Here is a 15,409-nt window from a genome sequence, read left to right on the forward strand (position 1 = left end):
TTATTGTTTTTGTGGGTGGGGCGCCCCGCCCGCCCAAAAAGGCCGGGCGGGACGCCCATCCCACTTTCAAGAGTGAAAGTTATTTAATTCTCATTCCTTAGCAGGTTTTCATCAGCAAGTTCGGTCAAATCTGGTTTCTAAATTGTGACTATATAATACCCTAAATTGCGCCGTTCTTCCACAAAATTCCTAGATATTTTTTATTCACCCCAGATCCGTCCTATAAAATTTTATTTTTACAACCTCTGAATAGATTTAAATCCAACTAATATAACATAATTTCTTTGCTGTCTGTTAGCTAAATCACACATTTTTATAAAACATTAAGATAGAATAGTATAGCGATAAGCTTTTAACGCTACTAGGGTGCTAACATTATGAATTATTTGCTAAGTTGGCCTTGTGGCTGCTGCGACGATTGGAAAGATAGTTCCGAGAGTGCTGTGGTACTCAGAAACGGGCAGCGCATTTGTCAGTCGTGCTACCAGCGCAAATACAAGAATCAGAAGCTATTCGCTAGACGCAGGCGATCGGACATATCTGTATCACGGCAGACAGTAACAGATACTGTCGCTTATTAATAATGCGCGAGCATTGGAATAAAGCCAAGTATTTCGACAAACTCGCATCAGCGGTGGGAATTAATAATCAACAAAAAAAAGAATGAATTTCGTCATCAGTCATCAGTCATCGGTCATTGGTGATCTGTCACTAATTTACTTATTTATCATCAGTCACTTGAAAAGCAGGTAACAGATTTTAACTTAAAAAACTAATGACTGACGACTAATGACTAATGACTAATAACTAAATGATAGTTCCATCAGGAATCGTGGCATTTTTCAGGACTACGATAATGCCGCTGCGGATGTAAAAACCTTGGTTTTCACGGTTGGCTTCTTCCACTCCGTCTTTATTAATTATTTGAACATTGCGGCCGATGCGGGCATTTTTATCCACAATCGCGCGGCGAATTGTAGTATCTGCACCGATACCGAGGGCGACGCCGCCGTTGTCCAAACTCGAATGCCGTTCGGCGTCGGGTTCGTAGAAGTCAGCACCCATTACCAGGGTGTCTTGAATTGTACATCCAGCTTCAATGCGCGATCGAACTCCCAACACAGAATGGTCGATCCGGCACTGTTTGAGAATGCAGCCTTCAGCAATAATCGATTCAGTCACGTGAGTATCTAAAAGCTTAGTCGGCGGCAAGAAACGCGGGCGAGTATAAATCGGCGCATTTTCATCGTAGAAACTGAAAGGCGGCTGAGGCTGTTTGGTCAGAGCCAAGTTAGCATCGTAAAAAGCCTCAATGGTTCCGATATCTTCCCAATAATCGTCAAACAAATAAGCTTGAACGTTGTGGTCTTTTGCATTATTCGGAATAATCTCTTTACCAAAATCAGTTTGGTTGGGAGATTCTTTCAGAAGTTTAATCAGAACTTCTTTTTTGAAGACGTAAATCCCCATCGAAGCAATGTAAGGACTTTCCTGAGCCTGCTGCGCTGTCAGTCCCAGTTTAGTAGTATCCACCTGCATTTGTTTGAGCGCATCGCCTTTTGGCTTTTCGCTGAAAGAAACAATGCGGCCGCTGTCGTCGATTTTCATCAAACCAAAATCCGAGGCCCGCTTCTCGTCCATTGGCAACACCGAGAGGGTGATATCGGCGTTGGTTTCGCGGTGTCTCTGCACAAACTTCTGGTAGTCCATGCGGTAGAGGTGATCGCCCGAAAGAATCAAGTATTCGTCAACGTCCCACTCTTCTAGCAGCCAGAGATATTGGCGAACTGCGTCGGCTGTCCCTTGAAACCAGTTGGGGTTTTCCTGAGTTTGCTGGGCGGCGAGCACCTCGGCAAATCCCTCGGTGAAGCCGGAAAACTGGTAGGTGCGAGCGATGTGACGATTCAGGGATGCCGAGTTGAATTGCGTGAGGACGTAGATTTTGACTATTTCCGAGTTGATGCAGTTGCTGAGAGGAATATCGATGAGGCGATATTTGCCTGCGAGGGGAACTGCGGGTTTGGCTCGCAATTTGGTTAGGGGGTAAAGGCGGGTGCCTACACCGCCACCGAGGATGATGGCTAAAACTTTTTTCAAGGAACTTTCTCCCTAGGGTCGATTAACTCTCCAAGTACAGTGTCGGATGGTGAGGGCTTCTTGACAAGGGGGGGGAGCAAGGAAGTTTTGAGTTTTGAGTTAGGAGTTGAGTCGCTTACCCACAAACCGGGTTGTTTAATCCCAATACTTCTTCAAACCCTCAATAAGAGTTATAAAACCCGGTTTAGAAGAGTTGGATTGTGTGCGGGGCTGGAGTTAGGGGTTTTGAGTGGTGAGTTAAAATACCCCTCAATCAATAATGGATATTTAAAAAAGTTGGGAGTTGTGAGTTAAAACACCCTTCAATAAATAAAGGCAGTTTAAGGAAAGAATAAGGTTCGGGGTTTTGGCTGTTAATAACAAGTTTTTTGGGTAAATTCCCGGTTTTCACAATTTCTCGATCGAGGCTCATGGCGCTATTGTTCTTTTTCAAGGCCGGTCGATCGCACCACCACGGGCGCTGACGCTGTTTATAGGCCCTTCCTCGCGATCGGGTTCTGCTGGAATTTGATCGGGTTCTTTTGGCTGGCGCTCCTGTTATCTGAGTTTGTCCGACTCCACACCAGTCAGAAAGCGCCGCCCGCCGGGACGATAAATTTCTTCTAGGTAGAGTCAGTTTTCCATCTTAGATTGACTGCAAATTTGTGTAATATTTTACAATTTGTCGATCGACAAAATGGGATAAAATGTCTATTCTCTACCAAAAGTTAGATCCGCTAGAAACATCTGCTACTGTAGCCTAAGCCGTAAAAGCTAGAAAAAGTGTATGCAAATTCAAACGCCGGACTGGGTTAAAAACGCCGTATTCTACCAAATATTCCCCGATCGCTTCGCCAAAAGCAAACAGCCCCGCAAACGCATGCTGCAAAACTTCATGTGGGAAGAATGGCACGCAATCCCCACCCTGCAAGGCTACAAAGGGGGGGACTTGTGGGGCGTGATGGAACAGCTAGACTACTTGCAAGACTTAGGCATTAACGCAATTTACTTCACCCCCATATTTCAGTCGGCCAGCAATCACCGCTACCACACCCACGACTACTATCAAGTCGATCCGATGTTGGGTGGCAATCCAGCTTTTAAAGAGCTTCTAGACGCAGCTCACGATCGCAACATCAAAATCGTCCTCGACGGCGTATTCAACCACGCCAGCCGCGGCTTTTTCTTCTTCCACGACATCCTCGAAAACGGCCCCGGTTCTCCTTGGCTCGATTGGTTTAAAATTGAAGGCTGGCCGTTATCTGCCTACGACGGCAATTTTCCTGCTAATTATGCCGGTTGGGATGGGAATCGAGCCCTTCCTGTATTCAATCACGAGAATCCAGAAGTGCGAGAATACATCATGGAAATCGCCGAATATTGGATTAAATTCGGCGTCGATGGCTGGCGGCTGGACGTTCCTTTTGAAATTAAAACCCCGGGATTTTGGCAGGAATTTCGAGACCGAGTTAAAGCAGTTAATCCCGAAGCTTACATTGTGGGCGAAGTTTGGGAAGATGCGACAGAATGGCTCGACGGTACTCAATTTGACGGGGTGATGAATTATCTTTTTGCTGCACCGACTATTGCTTTTGCAGCGGGGGACAGGGTTGATTTAACTCAAATTGAAGGCCGTGCTTACCATCCCTATCCGCCGCTTTTTGCTAAAGAGTACGGCGACAAAATTCAGCAGGTTTTGGAAATGTACCCGTGGCCCATACAGCTAACTCAACTTAATTTGTTGGCCAGTCACGATACTGCGAGGTTGTTAACAATTGCAGGAGGCGATAAAGCTAGTGTCGAACTCGCAACTTTGCTGCTGTTAACTTTTCCGGGAGCTCCTAGCATTTACTACGGCGATGAAGTTGGTTTGCCCGGTGCTCTCGATCCCGATTCTCGCCGCAGTTTTCCCTTACAAGCTCGCTGGGAACTTGATGTTTTAGATTATCACAAGCAGTTGATAGCTTTGCGTCACAAATACGCTGCCCTCCGCACTGGTTCGTACCAAGTTCTGTTTGCTGAGGGAACGGTTTACGTTTTTGCCAGAATTTTGGGGGATGAGGAAATAGTTGTTGCTGTCAATGTCGCGACCGAAGAAGCTAATATTAGCTTTGAGCCAGCTAGTTTGAAATCTCCTCACGATAAATTGCTGTTCGGTAAAGGCGAGTTTGTTTGGAAAGGTGACGGGGAAACTCGCCTTTTAGAATTGATGCTGCCGGCGCGATCGGCATTGATTTTAGGTTCTGATAATTAGTTCAGCAATTACGCAAGTGTCACGATCCAATCGACTTGTAGGGTGCGTCAGACCGATTGATGGACAGATGATCGAGGGTTTGGGATCTGACCCACCTTACTAATTGTGACACTTGCGTAAGTTCTCTAGTTTAAAATGTAAGGTGCGCCCATAATCACCCTACTAAATCTAGAGATGCCGCAAGTTTGATTATGCTGCAAGCAATGCTGGTATAAGGTGCCGGTGTTTGCAATAAATCTAACAAACCAGCCGCTTCAATAACAGTCACGGGTGTTTTGAAAGAGTCTGCATTGGTGGCAGTCTGGACAATATCAGCCATGAGATTTTTCAGGAGTGCAAATAGCAGAAAATCCATCAACGGCGACAATCATTTTAGCAATTTACAAATAGCAAAAAATGAATCGGAGGGATGATGATTATTTTAGCCATTATAAGTTAATTCGGTTGCCGACCCGGATGGCTCGGCGCGATCGACCTTTTTGGCTTATACTTGGCTTCCCTCCTCCCCCTTGCGGAAAAACTGCTTGAAAATCTCTCCGGGTTCTCTGTCCCAGGTGTCGATATGTTCGTAAATTAAGCCGTCTTTGTCCAGTTTATAAGTAGAGTAGCCGTTAAAAAAAATCCGAGCTTTCCAGGGAACCCGCAGTGTGCCGCGAACAGTCCAATTTGCCACAATACTATCATGGGCTGTCTGACCTACGTCGTGCAGGTCGAAGAAAATCTCGTTAAAGAATAGCTGCCCGTGAAATCGCAGAGTCCAAAAGATAATGCGATAGTTAATTTTTCCTTTAAATTTGTTAACAGGGTCTTGAAAATAAACATCTTTTGTGTAGATGTCGTAGGAGATGTCTTTTTCAAAAAGCGTCGGGAGATCCGCTTTCAGGGTGTCTACTGCTTGTTCTACCTGCATTTGATATTCGATCGCACTCAAACGACCACCTTGTGACAGTATTAATTTATGACTTTAAATGAATAATCTCGATCAGCAGCGGGAGGAGAAAAAAATTGATACTTCAACCAGCTCTAATCTTACCTCTAATTATATTGTCCGCCTCGGCTTTTCTGCTGACCCGGACTTGCGAAATCGAAACCTTGGCACAGATTTGACAGAACACCCCCACTCCTCTGACATTCTCGCAGAAATCAACAGCGGTAAGCTGTTGATGGTAGATAGCCGTCGCCGGAACGGCCTAATTTTGATTAAACGTTTCCACGCGGAGTTTGCCGGGCCTGGGGCTGCCGTTGGGGGCGCTTTTGATGTTGACTCTGTGCAGGCGATTCCCGTGGGCGATTTTTGTTTGGTTTGCCCTCACTCTCCCCAAGAAATACAGAAAGCTTTGGGAATTCGGCGGCAGTGGGTGCGGTTAATGGAACAGTTAACGGCAAAGCCTACAGCTTTGGAACGCGCACAAATGGTTTTAACTCAGTTTGAACAATATTTGGATTCGGAAACGGTGGCACAAATTCCCGATGAAGCTTTGGCACTTTTAGTAGGCGTATTTCCCCAAACCATTCGGGCGGCGCGACAAATTGATAATTAAAAATGTTATTACATCATTTTAGCCGTAGGTTGGGTTGAGGAACGAAACCCAACACAACCGATGTTGATGTTGGGTTTCCATTATCGTTCCAACCCAACCTACGCAAGATTTGTTGCCAAATTAATATTCATTATTCCTGACCAACTTCATTGTCCCATTCAATCAGAACATTCGCGCCCCAATCCCTTGAATAAGAACCATCCTGCACATAGCGATGAAAACTGGAATATTCCCAATCCCGTGGTGCGGCAACTAATCCATGCTTGACCGGATTATAATGAATGTAATCCACATGATTGGCAAAATCCACTTCATCTCTAATTTGATGCTCCCAAAACCGCCTCTGCCAGATAGCTTGCTCACCTTTTTTCAAACGAGACACTGAACGATTTTGTTTATATTGCTCAGGACAATTACGACTGAAATAATTCTTGATCAATCGCCAGCGACTTGAAAAATTAGCATCTTGAGCGGGCAGCGTCCAAATACAATGGAGATGGTCGGGTAAAACAACAATAGCATCAATTGTAAAGGGAAATCTAGCTATAACATTGCGTAATGCAGCGCGAAGCAACTCTACCATTTCGGGGTCAGAAAATAAGCGTTGGCGCTGATAGGTAACAATAGTAAAAAAGTAGGTAGCTCCGGGACTTTTTAGACGACGATACTGCATGGGCTAAGCACTCATTTTTATAATGTAGGTTGGGTTGAGGCACGAAACCCAACATTCTGTATAAGCCGTGGAGTTGAGGAATGAAACCCAACATTATTAATAAATTGGGTGTTGGGTTTTGCTATCGCTCAACCCAACCTACAGAATGCCAGCTTACTTAATAGTGTAGGTTGGGTTGAGGCACGAAACCCAACACTCTATGTAATTTGATTAATTTCGCTGATTCGACACCATTTTTAAGGAGTTTTGTCAATTCAAAATCGCTGCGATTCGATCGACTGTTCGCTGATTTTCCTCCGGGCTACCCACCGTAATTCGCAAACCTCCTCCAGTATGCCTAATTAAAGTACCCCGCTCTTTTAGCTGCTGCATGATTTGTTTGTGTTCCTGTTCAGCAGATTCGCCCTCAGCGGCTTTCACCCGCAGGTAAACGAAGTTAGCCGCACTCGGCCAAACTTGCAATTTTTGATGCTGAGTTAGCGCTGCAATTAATTTGGCTCTTTCTGATAGAGTTTCGGGAATAGTTGCTAGCAATAACTGGCGCTGCGCTAAGGCTAACTCGGCGGCCGTTTGCGAGAAACTGGGAAGGTTGTAGGGGAGGCGGATTTTTTCTAAGGCGGCTGTGAGTTCGGGATGGGCGATCGCATATCCGACTCTCATTGATGCTAGTCGAAATGCTTTGGAAAATGTCCGCAAAATTATCCAATTCGGGTGATGGTGCAATTGGTCTGCTAAAGTATTTTGGCTGAATTCAAAATAAGCTTCGTCAATTACTACTAATATCTCTTCGGGTAAAGTTGACAACCATTCTATTTCATCTGGTGTCAAAGCATTGGCTGTGGGCGAATTGGGGTGAACGACAAAGACGGCGCGCACGGGGGGATTTTGATTTTGGGCTATCGCCCTTTTAGCCGCCTCGATATCGATTTCAAAAGTCTCCTCTTTTCGCTGAGCACTGACAACGGGAATGCCGAGGGTTTGGGCGATTATTCCATACATCGAAAAGGTGGGATTCGCAACGAAAATAGAGCCTGTACCGCCTAAGCAAGTAGCTATTAAGATGGATCTAATTAGTTCGTCGGAACCGTTGCCCACAGAAATATTGTCGGCTGTAATGGCGGTTTTTGGCACTGTAACCCCCCCTAGCCCCCCCTTGTTAAGGGGGGGGACATTTAGGGATTCATTGACGTATTGGGCGAGCGCCTCTTTGAGCGCTGCGTGCCCTCCGTCGGGATAGCGATTTGTCTCAATTAACTGCTGGTAAGTCCAAGCTAGCTTTTTTTTTAATTCTTCTGGCAAGTCGTAGGGGCATTCGTTGGTATCGAGGCGATCGATCGCACTTTCCGAGTGCGCTGGTTCTCCTGATGTGCCGCCCGGATGGGGAGTGTATGCGGTAAGTTCGGCTAACTCTTTTCGGATAAAGGGAAGCATGGTATAATTTACGACTTTTTATTTTAGATTATCTGCTTAGAAGCATCTGAACTTAGCATAGAGCTTGTTCTATCTCGAAAGCAAGAGGAGAGAAGGAATTGAGTTTCTGTCGATCGATTGATGCGTCGGCTGCGGCCAAGTGATTATTCTTAGAAAGTAACTGCTAATAGGTGGAAACCAAGTATGAAACTCAAGACTTCCGATATATCTAAAAATGTCGCCGCTACCCTCATAGCTTTGAGTGTGGCGATTCTCCCTTCAGCGCCGGCCTGGGCTCAAACGGACTCAGCTCCGGCACAGAACAATACTGATTCTAATCGAGTTATTCTAGACACCACTCCCTTTCAAGAAAGCAAGCGCGACAATAATCATTGGGGTGCTTTGGGTTTGTTGGGCATCCTCGGTTTGGCGAATCTCTTTCGCAAGGATGAACCCAAACGCTACCGCGATCCGATGGGCGAATAATTTTTTAAACTGCCATCCCACAAGCCAAAAAACCAAATCAACCGTCGTGGATTCAGAAACCGGGTTTTTTACCGAAAGACTGGATTATTGCCTTTAATCCGAGTAACAAATCCGGTTTCTTTGATATATTTGGGTATTTTGGCCACAAAGTTTGTTTATTCAATCCCGCCACAAAGCAATGCCGCCCAATAAACCGCTCACATTTGGTACTATTTTAACCTGCGGCGGTAACTCAAAAACTATCTTTTTAGTATTGCCGCCGCCGATGTAAATGCGATCGCAGTTAAAGAGATTTTGCAGATAGGTGAGCGCTTTTTCCAAACGGCGATTCCATCTTTTGGAACCGACTGTATCTAATGCCGATCGCCCTAATTGCTGTTCATAAGTTTCCCCTTTGCGAAACGGGTGATGCCCTAATTCTAGATTTGGCACCAATATACCATCGACAAATAAGGCAGAACCGAAACCGGTGCCCAGGGTAATTACTAATTCTACCCCCGTCCCAGCCATTGCTCCCAATCCTTGAATATCGGCATCGTTAGCCACTCGCACAGGTTTCCCCAAGCGATCTTTAAGGGTAGTTTCTAGGTCAAAATCTATCCAAGACGGATCTAAATTCACTGCGGTTTTGATGACGCCTAGACGCACGACGCCGGGAAAACCGACGGATACTCGGTCAAATTCCCCTTGTCCGCTTGCTAAAGAGGCGATCGCCTCTAATACGGGTTCTGGTTTTGGTGGTTGAGGCGTTTCTAAACGGCTGCGTTCCGTTTGGGGCTCGCCTTCATTGTCCAAAACCATAACTTTGATGCCACTTCCGCCAATGTCAACGGCTAAGGTGCGAGTCGATCGATCTTGTTGAGTCATTTGATTGTTAAGACTTGCAAGTTGGTCAAATTTTAATTTTTGAATTGGCAAAACTTTTGAATCGCTTCCCAAATTTCCGCTAGGACATTTCCCAAAGAATGATCGTCTTCTAATTCGATTAATTGCACCCAGGGACGGTTAGCGGCAAAATCTCTGCTAGCTTGAATCGGTATTATTGTATCATGCTGGCCGTGAAGGATTAACGTAGGGACTGACCGCATTAATTTTTCTTCAGGGTATTGAGCCATATCTGCCAAAAACTGATAATTCAGCGGCAGATAACCTTGTTCGCCGTAGTGGTAAACGGGCAAATATTTCTCCGACTGCCACTTTTCTAACTGTTGCTGTCCCAACAGCGGCAGCCAGTGGGAGATAAATTGAAAAGCCGGTGCTAACAAAACTATTTGTTTTACTGACAATTGTCGCTGGGCCAACCAAGCCGCTGTCAGCCCCCCAAAACTAGACCCAATTATTGTAACTCCCCCTAATTGTTCCTTGTCTGCCGATGGGGAGGATATCGAATTAGGGGTTTGCAAAAATTCTGTTTCTATTTGCTGCAACTGGCGGGTGAGGGTGAGACCGGAAAAATCGTTTTGATTGAGATCGGGAGTTTTTAGGTCAATTTCTAGGGACGAAAAGCAATCTCGGAAATATCTTGCCTTAAGGGAATCGGGACTTGATGCAAATCCGTGTAAATAAATGTAACTCGAATGGTTTTTTAAATTCATTCAGTAATTGATATTTAACAACAAATATTAATTATAACACCCACAGCCCCGACTTCTTAAAGAAGTCGGGGCTCTAATAAGCCGTGAACAAAATGGCACTATTACTGCGGTTTTTGACGGTTTTGCATCCGGTTTTTAGCATTTTGTCGGCGCTGCTGCATCAGTTGAGCGAATTGGCTGCGCTGTTCAGGCGTGAGCACTTCTCGCAATGCGAGTGTATTTTCAAATTGCACCTCTTCAAACTGCTGTCTCAATCCCATTATTTGACGGTGTTTTTCACGAATTTCGCTGGCATTTGCCGTGCCGGACATCATCGTGTCCAATTCTTGTCGGGCTTGGCGAACTGCTTGCATTCGCTGGGAAAGTTGGTCTTTGTAGCGATCGCGCACGGCCTGCATTTTCTGCTTTTGGTCTGCGCTTAAATTAAGTTTCTCGAACATCCCACCTTCCATGCCAGCGGGTCGATTTGGACGCTGATTTTGGGCAATTGTTTCCGGTTCTAAAGGATTAGGAACTGCTATTGCTGCGGCTGTGCTGCCGAGAGTCAGCATTAAAACGGCTAGGGCAGAAATACGACGAATTGACATGAAAATTACCTCTTTGATATTACTTATTTGTTGGCGGTTCGCTTTCCGAGGAAACAGGGAAATTCAACCAGTCTGTTGGCGGGCGATCGGTCATATTTTCTTGAGGAGAGTCATGGAGTACACCCTCCCAGTTAGTCACTAAAAATGCTTCTAACTTAGCTGTTTCCTCATCTGGTAATTGTGCAGTCTCAAACGGACGGTAGCCAGACCAAAAAAGTAGCAGGCTAGCAGCAATCGCAGACGACACACCCCACTTAGAAACAGATGATATTTTTAACCTGTCATGAGACTTAGGTGACGTAGTTCCTCGCCTTTTTTCCCGGTGTTTTTCATTAAGAAGGCTCGCCTGATTAGTTTCTATTGCTGCTAGAATTTTTTGCTCTAAATCTGGTGCAGATTCAGGAATATTGGCGCGATGTTGCTTCAAGAAATTAACTAACTCTTGGTCGCTGCTTGGGTTATTCATAGCTCGATGACACCTTCTTTTTGCAAAAATTGCCGCACAGCATTTCGGGCATAAAACACGCGAGATTTGACAGTTCCCGCAGGCAGTCCCAAAATTTGGGCTACTTCTTTTTGCGGGATGTCTTCTAAGTCGTGCAGCACCAAAACGCTGCGGTGTTCAAAGCTCAATTGCTCCAGTCCGCGCTGCACTAAATCTTGATAGTGCAACTGCATCAAGTCCGATGTGTTATCTTTGAGAATAACCCGATCCATTGTTTCTTGATTTTTGAGTTGGGAGTCAAAAGAATGCTGTTTAGCAAATGCTTGTCTTTGGTCGGAAGCCACATTCCAAGTGATTCGATAAAGCCAAGTAGAAAAGTTTTCCTGGTGCTTCAGTTTGGGCAATCCTTTCCAGACTCGCAGGAATACTTCTTGTGCTAAATCGTCAAGAAGCGAGGGGCCGCATAGTTGGTAAAGGGTTGACCTGACTTTGTGTTGGTAGCGTTGGTAAAGGTAGCGAAAGCAAGTGCGATCGCCCTTTAAACATTGAGCAACTAAGTCCGAGTCGGAACAGTCATCGATTAAAACATTGGCTGACACAGCTAACACCTGTGAAGTCTCCCCCACCAGTTCGTTATCTGAAGTGTTTAGACAGGGCGATCGCGAAAAAGGTTCAAATCATTTAAAATTTTATTTTGAGCATGAATCCGCTTGGGGTGTAAAAATGCACCAATGTCAGTAACAGGCTTTCCGGCCTGTTCCACAAAAATTAAATAAATTTTCTTGTGGGGAGTAAAGGTTGGGCTTCTAGCCCGCCCCTAACAGGCAAGAGACCTGTTCCACAAAACTCAATTTTATTGTGGAACGGGCCGAAGAGCCCGTTCTTAACAATAATGCAAGATGTGAGTTCTAACGATTTACAGCATTTTTCCAATAAGTATAAGTTTCTAAACCAATACTTTTTTGGTCTTCATTATAGATATCATCTAAACATTTGAAAAGAGCCAAAGCATATTTTTTTAATCCCAACTCTGTTAAACTTGTGAGAATCCTAGTCAGCCGCAAATAGTTGTGATTAAATTTTTCTATCCACTGTCTTTTTCTTGACAAATATTCTGCAGATTTGGCAATTACAATTTCTGCGTTTTCCCCTTCGCGGCATTCCAACCCGTAAAACGCCAGCATGACTTTTAGAGATTTGAATAAGCGACTTCTCAACTCTTCACTTGTTCTAAAAGCTTGAATCACCTCATCATTTAAAGTTGGAGCACTGGAATTAAAGCGACTCTTTTCTCTCAGCGGAAACAGCCATTGAATGTAATTGTGCACGGATTCCAGCTTCTGGTAATCCCACGACCAAATATCCTCGATCGCCCGGCCTTGTGAATCAGGCTGCTGACCGAGATAGAATGCTAAAATTTTGTTTTGTTTGGTTGAATCACTCATTAATCTGCTATAAAAAAAATCAGAAGGTTAATCTTCAGTCGGTTAAAACTGAGATGTTACACCAATATAAATAAAGGAATTTATCGCGGGGTGGGGGCGGGTTTTTGAGTCTTTGGGTATCTCTTTAAGCTATTGGTGAACCCGCCCCTACAGATTTTTAAGAATGTTGTTCTTCAGTCAGTTTTAACTCACATCTTGCACCATTCGCAATTACCTGTAGGGGCGGGTTCGCCAACAGCCTCTCCGGTTGCAGATAGGTTAAATAAACCCGCCCCAACCCCACCAATAGCCCTTTATTGAGATTGGTGCAAGATTTCAGTTTCAACCGACTTTAGCTATTAGCCAGGGGTTTAAACCCCTGGCTGCTTCCCTCGCTTTACCGCAGAGTCACAAACTCTTCAGCAGTCGATGGGTGAATGCCAATAGTCGCGTCGAAGTCTTTCTTCGTAGCTCCCATATTAACAGCGATCGCCATTCCTTGAATAATCTCGCCCGCGTCTTTCCCAACCATGTGCACACCCAAAACTCTGTCAGTATTAGTTTCAACAACTAACTTGACAAAAGTCTTCTCATCTGCACCTGTCAAAGAATGAAACATGGGTCTAAACTTGGCTGTATAGCACTTAATTGATTCGGGAAACTTGGCTTTAGCCTCCTCTTCTGTTAAGCCAACTGTAGCTGCTTCCGGCTGCGAAAATACTGCTGATGCAACATTTTCGTGACTGATCGATCTGGGGTTATTACCAAATTCAGTATCTGCAAAAGCGCGGCCTTCGGCGATCGCAATTGGCGTTAAATTGATGCGGTTGGTGCAATCTCCCACTGCAAAAATGTGCGGCTGACTGGTGCGGCTGTCTTTGGTAACTGCGATCGCACCTTTATCTGTTTCTACTCCCGCATTTTCTAAAGCCAATTTTTCCAAGTTGGGTTTGCGCCCGGTAGCGCACAACAGCGCGTCTACTATTAGCGTTCCTTCGGCTGTTCCCGACAGAGTTAATTTTAAGCCTTCTGGGGTTTTCTCAATGTGGTTGATCGAGCTTTCTGTCAAAATGTTTATGCCGTGCTTAATCATTCCTTCTTGCACGTTGGTGCGAATTTCTGTGTCGAAGTCGGTCAAAATTAATTCACGGCGGATGATTTGAGTTACTTGGCTTCCCAACCCGTTCATAATGCAAGCAAATTCGACGCCGATGTAGCCTCCTCCCCAAATTGCCAACCGTTTTGGCTGCTCTTTTAGTAGGAAGATTTCGCGAGAGGTAATCGCGTGTTCGATGCCGACAATTGGGACTCTTTGCGCTTCTCCGCCGACTGCAATTAAGATTTTGGCAGCGGTATATTTTCTGTCACCAACTTCGACGGTATGGGGGTCAATAAATTTGGCGTATCCTGAGATTAATTCGACTCCGGCTTTTTCGAGGAAGCTGATGTGCAGTTTGCTCAGCCGCCGCACTTCTGTGTCTACCGTGGTGACAAGTTTTTCCCAATCAAAGCTGCTTTCTACTGGACTCCAACCGTAGCCCACCGCATCTTCGTAAAGGTGCGAAAATGTGGAGGCGTACACCATGAGTTTTTTGGGGACACAGCCGCGAATTACGCAGGTTCCGCCTACTAAGTCATTTTCGGCGATCGCCACTTTTGCGCCGTAGGATGCTGCTCGCTTGGAACTCGCCAATCCGCCGGAACCCGCACCTATCACAAACAAGTCGTAGTCGTATGTCATAATTGTCTGTACCTTCTTATCGCCCACTTACCAATTTTACGCTTTACTTTTCTTAATGATATCTCAAAAAAATTTTGTTTTTTTTTGGGGTCAACTACTTTACTTTTTGTGCTTATTGAGGTATTATTTAATAATAGGAATATTTCCCTTAATTTTAAAATTGCTCACACTCCCATTATTAGAGTATAGCACAAGCGATCGACAAGAAACATATAAAAATGTAAATTTTTTTTTCTGCGGCCGATGAGGAAATAGCTAATTATAGTTCTCGGAGACAACCACCATGCAAGTCACGACCGAACAAATTATTTATCCATGCAGCGACGGTCAACCAATGGCAGATAGCACAATTCAATACAAATTAATTGTCAAAATCAAAGAAGGTTGCGAATCGCTGTTTAAAAACGACCCAAACGTTTTTGTAGCAGCCGATTTACTGTGGTATCCAGTTGAAGGTAGACCAGACATTTCTCAAGCACCGGATGTCATGGTAATATTTGGCAGACCAAAAGGCGATCGACGTTCCTACCTGCAATTTAACGAAGATAATATTGCTCCCCAAGTTGCCTTTGAGATTCGCTCTCACAACGACAGACAAACCAAGATGTACAAAAAACTTTCATTTTACAATCGCTATGGAGTCGATGAATATTACCTTTACGATCCCGAAAACAACGATTTGAGCGGTTGGCAAAGAATTGAAGGAAACTTAGAATTAATTGAGCCGATGGAGGGCTGGGTAAGTCCGAGATTGGGAGTACGATTTGAGTTGGGCGAAGCTGGGTTAGAAATATATCGACCCGATGGACAAAGGTTTCTTTCCTATGCGGAATTGGAGGAACAGGGGGAATTAAACCGCCAGCGTGCCGAACAAGAAGCTCAAAGGGCCGAACAGGAAGCTCAAAGAGCCGAACGTTTGGCAGCAAAACTGCGCGAATTGAACATCGATCCTGAGAGCATTTAAGCGACAAATTGTTTAATTTAGGGCTTACGCATCAAGACCACAGAAACCGGGTTTTTTATGGTTTATGCGCGCTGTAGCGAATGATGATCGTGAAAAAATCAGGTTTCTCACCACCTTTGTGTAAGTTCCATAATTACCATTGGTGACAAGTTAAGGAAAAAAGGAAATTGTCAAGGGTAGTATTTGCATGGGTCTGGGATCGTGGGAAACTTA

17 protein-coding genes are annotated in these 15,409 nt (G+C 44.8%); 5 read left to right on the forward strand and 12 right to left on the reverse strand.

What is annotated here, in order from left to right:
* The first annotated feature begins 377 nt into the window (after positions 1 to 377).
* Complete coding sequence (locus QUB26_RS29300) at positions 378 to 581, forward strand: hypothetical protein (protein WP_333246786.1); 204 nt, start codon at positions 378 to 380, stop codon at positions 579 to 581.
* 226 nt (positions 582 to 807) lie between these two features.
* On the opposite strand, the gene QUB26_RS29305 is transcribed toward QUB26_RS29300, so the two are convergent.
* On the reverse strand, positions 808 to 2,097 hold the full coding sequence (locus tag QUB26_RS29305; protein WP_333246788.1) for a glucose-1-phosphate adenylyltransferase: 1,290 nt from the start codon (positions 2,095 to 2,097) through the stop codon (positions 808 to 810).
* Between the two features lie 766 nt (positions 2,098 to 2,863).
* Here QUB26_RS29305 and QUB26_RS29310 point away from each other — a divergent pair.
* On the forward strand, positions 2,864 to 4,330 hold the full coding sequence (locus QUB26_RS29310) for a glycoside hydrolase family 13 protein (RefSeq protein ID WP_333246790.1): 1,467 nt from the start codon (positions 2,864 to 2,866) through the stop codon (positions 4,328 to 4,330).
* 154 nt (positions 4,331 to 4,484) lie between these two features.
* Here QUB26_RS29310 and QUB26_RS29315 read toward each other — a convergent pair whose 3' ends face one another.
* Together QUB26_RS29315 and QUB26_RS29320 are read right to left on the reverse strand one after the other, a co-directional pair.
* A complete protein-coding gene (locus QUB26_RS29315; protein ID WP_333057750.1) occupies positions 4,485 to 4,649 on the reverse strand; it encodes a hypothetical protein in 165 nt (54 codons plus the stop codon).
* 165 nt (positions 4,650 to 4,814) lie between these two features.
* Positions 4,815 to 5,240: a DUF2358 domain-containing protein gene (locus QUB26_RS29320; RefSeq protein WP_333246809.1), complete on the reverse strand. Its 426-nt coding sequence runs from the start codon at positions 5,238 to 5,240 to the stop codon at positions 4,815 to 4,817.
* A 58-nt stretch (positions 5,241 to 5,298) separates the two neighbouring features.
* On the opposite strand from QUB26_RS29320, the gene QUB26_RS29325 reads away from it, so the two are divergent.
* Positions 5,299 to 5,871 carry a hypothetical protein gene (locus tag QUB26_RS29325; protein WP_333246792.1) on the forward strand — a complete coding sequence of 191 codons (573 nt, stop codon included), beginning with the start codon at positions 5,299 to 5,301 and terminating at the stop codon, positions 5,869 to 5,871.
* Between the two features lie 130 nt (positions 5,872 to 6,001).
* Here the strand turns inward: QUB26_RS29325 and QUB26_RS29330 are convergent, their stop codons facing one another.
* Together QUB26_RS29330 and QUB26_RS29335 are read right to left on the reverse strand one after the other, a co-directional pair.
* On the reverse strand, positions 6,002 to 6,544 hold the full coding sequence (locus QUB26_RS29330; protein WP_333246794.1) for an REP-associated tyrosine transposase: 543 nt from the start codon (positions 6,542 to 6,544) through the stop codon (positions 6,002 to 6,004).
* Positions 6,545 to 6,793: 249 nt separating this feature from the next.
* Positions 6,794 to 7,975, reverse strand: coding sequence for a histidinol-phosphate transaminase (locus QUB26_RS29335; RefSeq protein WP_333246796.1), 1,182 nt, complete (start codon positions 7,973 to 7,975; stop codon positions 6,794 to 6,796).
* 183 nt (positions 7,976 to 8,158) lie between these two features.
* Between QUB26_RS29335 and QUB26_RS29340 the strand changes: the two genes are divergently transcribed.
* Positions 8,159 to 8,440, forward strand: a complete 282-nt coding sequence (locus QUB26_RS29340) for a WGxxGxxG family protein (protein WP_333246798.1) — start codon at positions 8,159 to 8,161, stop codon at positions 8,438 to 8,440.
* Positions 8,441 to 8,599: 159 nt separating this feature from the next.
* Here the strand turns inward: QUB26_RS29340 and QUB26_RS29345 are convergent, their stop codons facing one another.
* From QUB26_RS29345 to gor, 7 genes are all read right to left on the reverse strand, one after another.
* Positions 8,600 to 9,307 (reverse strand): ROK family protein, encoded by a 708-nt coding sequence (locus tag QUB26_RS29345; RefSeq protein ID WP_333246800.1) that lies wholly within the window; start codon positions 9,305 to 9,307, stop codon positions 8,600 to 8,602.
* A gap of 32 nt (positions 9,308 to 9,339) precedes the next feature.
* Positions 9,340 to 10,035, reverse strand: a complete 696-nt coding sequence (locus QUB26_RS29350) for a YqiA/YcfP family alpha/beta fold hydrolase (RefSeq protein ID WP_333246802.1) — start codon at positions 10,033 to 10,035, stop codon at positions 9,340 to 9,342.
* Between the two features lie 101 nt (positions 10,036 to 10,136).
* Positions 10,137 to 10,622 (reverse strand): Spy/CpxP family protein refolding chaperone, encoded by a 486-nt coding sequence (locus tag QUB26_RS29355; RefSeq protein ID WP_333246803.1) that lies wholly within the window; start codon positions 10,620 to 10,622, stop codon positions 10,137 to 10,139.
* Positions 10,623 to 10,641: 19 nt separating this feature from the next.
* On the reverse strand, positions 10,642 to 11,088 hold the full coding sequence (locus tag QUB26_RS29360; RefSeq protein WP_333246805.1) for a hypothetical protein: 447 nt from the start codon (positions 11,086 to 11,088) through the stop codon (positions 10,642 to 10,644).
* Positions 11,085 to 11,675, reverse strand: coding sequence for a sigma-70 family RNA polymerase sigma factor (locus tag QUB26_RS29365; RefSeq protein WP_333246811.1), 591 nt, complete (start codon positions 11,673 to 11,675; stop codon positions 11,085 to 11,087). The genes QUB26_RS29360 and QUB26_RS29365 overlap by 4 nt, the downstream gene beginning before the upstream one ends.
* 300 nt (positions 11,676 to 11,975) lie before the next feature.
* Positions 11,976 to 12,512 carry an opioid growth factor receptor-related protein gene (locus QUB26_RS29370; protein ID WP_333246807.1) on the reverse strand — a complete coding sequence of 179 codons (537 nt, stop codon included), beginning with the start codon at positions 12,510 to 12,512 and terminating at the stop codon, positions 11,976 to 11,978.
* Between the two features lie 376 nt (positions 12,513 to 12,888).
* Entirely contained in the window at positions 12,889 to 14,232 is a 1,344-nt protein-coding gene (gene gor / locus QUB26_RS29375) for a glutathione-disulfide reductase (RefSeq protein ID WP_333320849.1), read from the reverse strand.
* A 283-nt stretch (positions 14,233 to 14,515) separates the two neighbouring features.
* On the opposite strand from gor, the gene QUB26_RS29380 reads away from it, so the two are divergent.
* On the forward strand, positions 14,516 to 15,196 hold the full coding sequence (locus QUB26_RS29380) for a Uma2 family endonuclease (protein WP_333320851.1): 681 nt from the start codon (positions 14,516 to 14,518) through the stop codon (positions 15,194 to 15,196).
* Positions 15,197 to 15,409: the final 213 nt, after the last annotated feature.

The organism is Microcoleus sp. B4-C1 (assembly GCF_036705285.1).
GTDB lineage: Bacteria > Cyanobacteriota > Cyanobacteriia > Cyanobacteriales > Microcoleaceae > Microcoleus.

Bases quoted from the DNA above. Each gene is read 5' to 3' on its own strand.
- QUB26_RS29300 (WP_333246786.1), top strand. From the start codon at position 378: ATGAATTATTTGCTAAGTTGGCCTTGTGGCTGCTGCGACGATTGGAAA.
- QUB26_RS29310 (WP_333246790.1), top strand. From the start codon at position 2,864: ATGCAAATTCAAACGCCGGACTGGGTTAAAAACGCCGTATTCTACCAA.
- QUB26_RS29315 (WP_333057750.1), bottom strand. From the start codon at position 4,649: ATGGCTGATATTGTCCAGACTGCCACCAATGCAGACTCTTTCAAAACA.
- QUB26_RS29320 (WP_333246809.1), bottom strand. From the start codon at position 5,240: ATGCAGGTAGAACAAGCAGTAGACACCCTGAAAGCGGATCTCCCGACG.
- QUB26_RS29325 (WP_333246792.1), top strand. From the start codon at position 5,299: ATGAATAATCTCGATCAGCAGCGGGAGGAGAAAAAAATTGATACTTCA.
- QUB26_RS29330 (WP_333246794.1), bottom strand. From the start codon at position 6,544: ATGCAGTATCGTCGTCTAAAAAGTCCCGGAGCTACCTACTTTTTTACT.
- QUB26_RS29335 (WP_333246796.1), bottom strand. From the start codon at position 7,975: ATGCTTCCCTTTATCCGAAAAGAGTTAGCCGAACTTACCGCATACACT.
- QUB26_RS29340 (WP_333246798.1), top strand. From the start codon at position 8,159: ATGAAACTCAAGACTTCCGATATATCTAAAAATGTCGCCGCTACCCTC.
- QUB26_RS29345 (WP_333246800.1), bottom strand. From the start codon at position 9,307: ATGACTCAACAAGATCGATCGACTCGCACCTTAGCCGTTGACATTGGC.
- QUB26_RS29350 (WP_333246802.1), bottom strand. From the start codon at position 10,035: ATGAATTTAAAAAACCATTCGAGTTACATTTATTTACACGGATTTGCA.
- QUB26_RS29355 (WP_333246803.1), bottom strand. From the start codon at position 10,622: ATGTCAATTCGTCGTATTTCTGCCCTAGCCGTTTTAATGCTGACTCTC.
- QUB26_RS29360 (WP_333246805.1), bottom strand. From the start codon at position 11,088: ATGAATAACCCAAGCAGCGACCAAGAGTTAGTTAATTTCTTGAAGCAA.
- QUB26_RS29370 (WP_333246807.1), bottom strand. From the start codon at position 12,512: ATGAGTGATTCAACCAAACAAAACAAAATTTTAGCATTCTATCTCGGT.
- gor (WP_333320849.1), bottom strand. From the start codon at position 14,232: ATGACATACGACTACGACTTGTTTGTGATAGGTGCGGGTTCCGGCGGA.
- QUB26_RS29380 (WP_333320851.1), top strand. From the start codon at position 14,516: ATGCAAGTCACGACCGAACAAATTATTTATCCATGCAGCGACGGTCAA.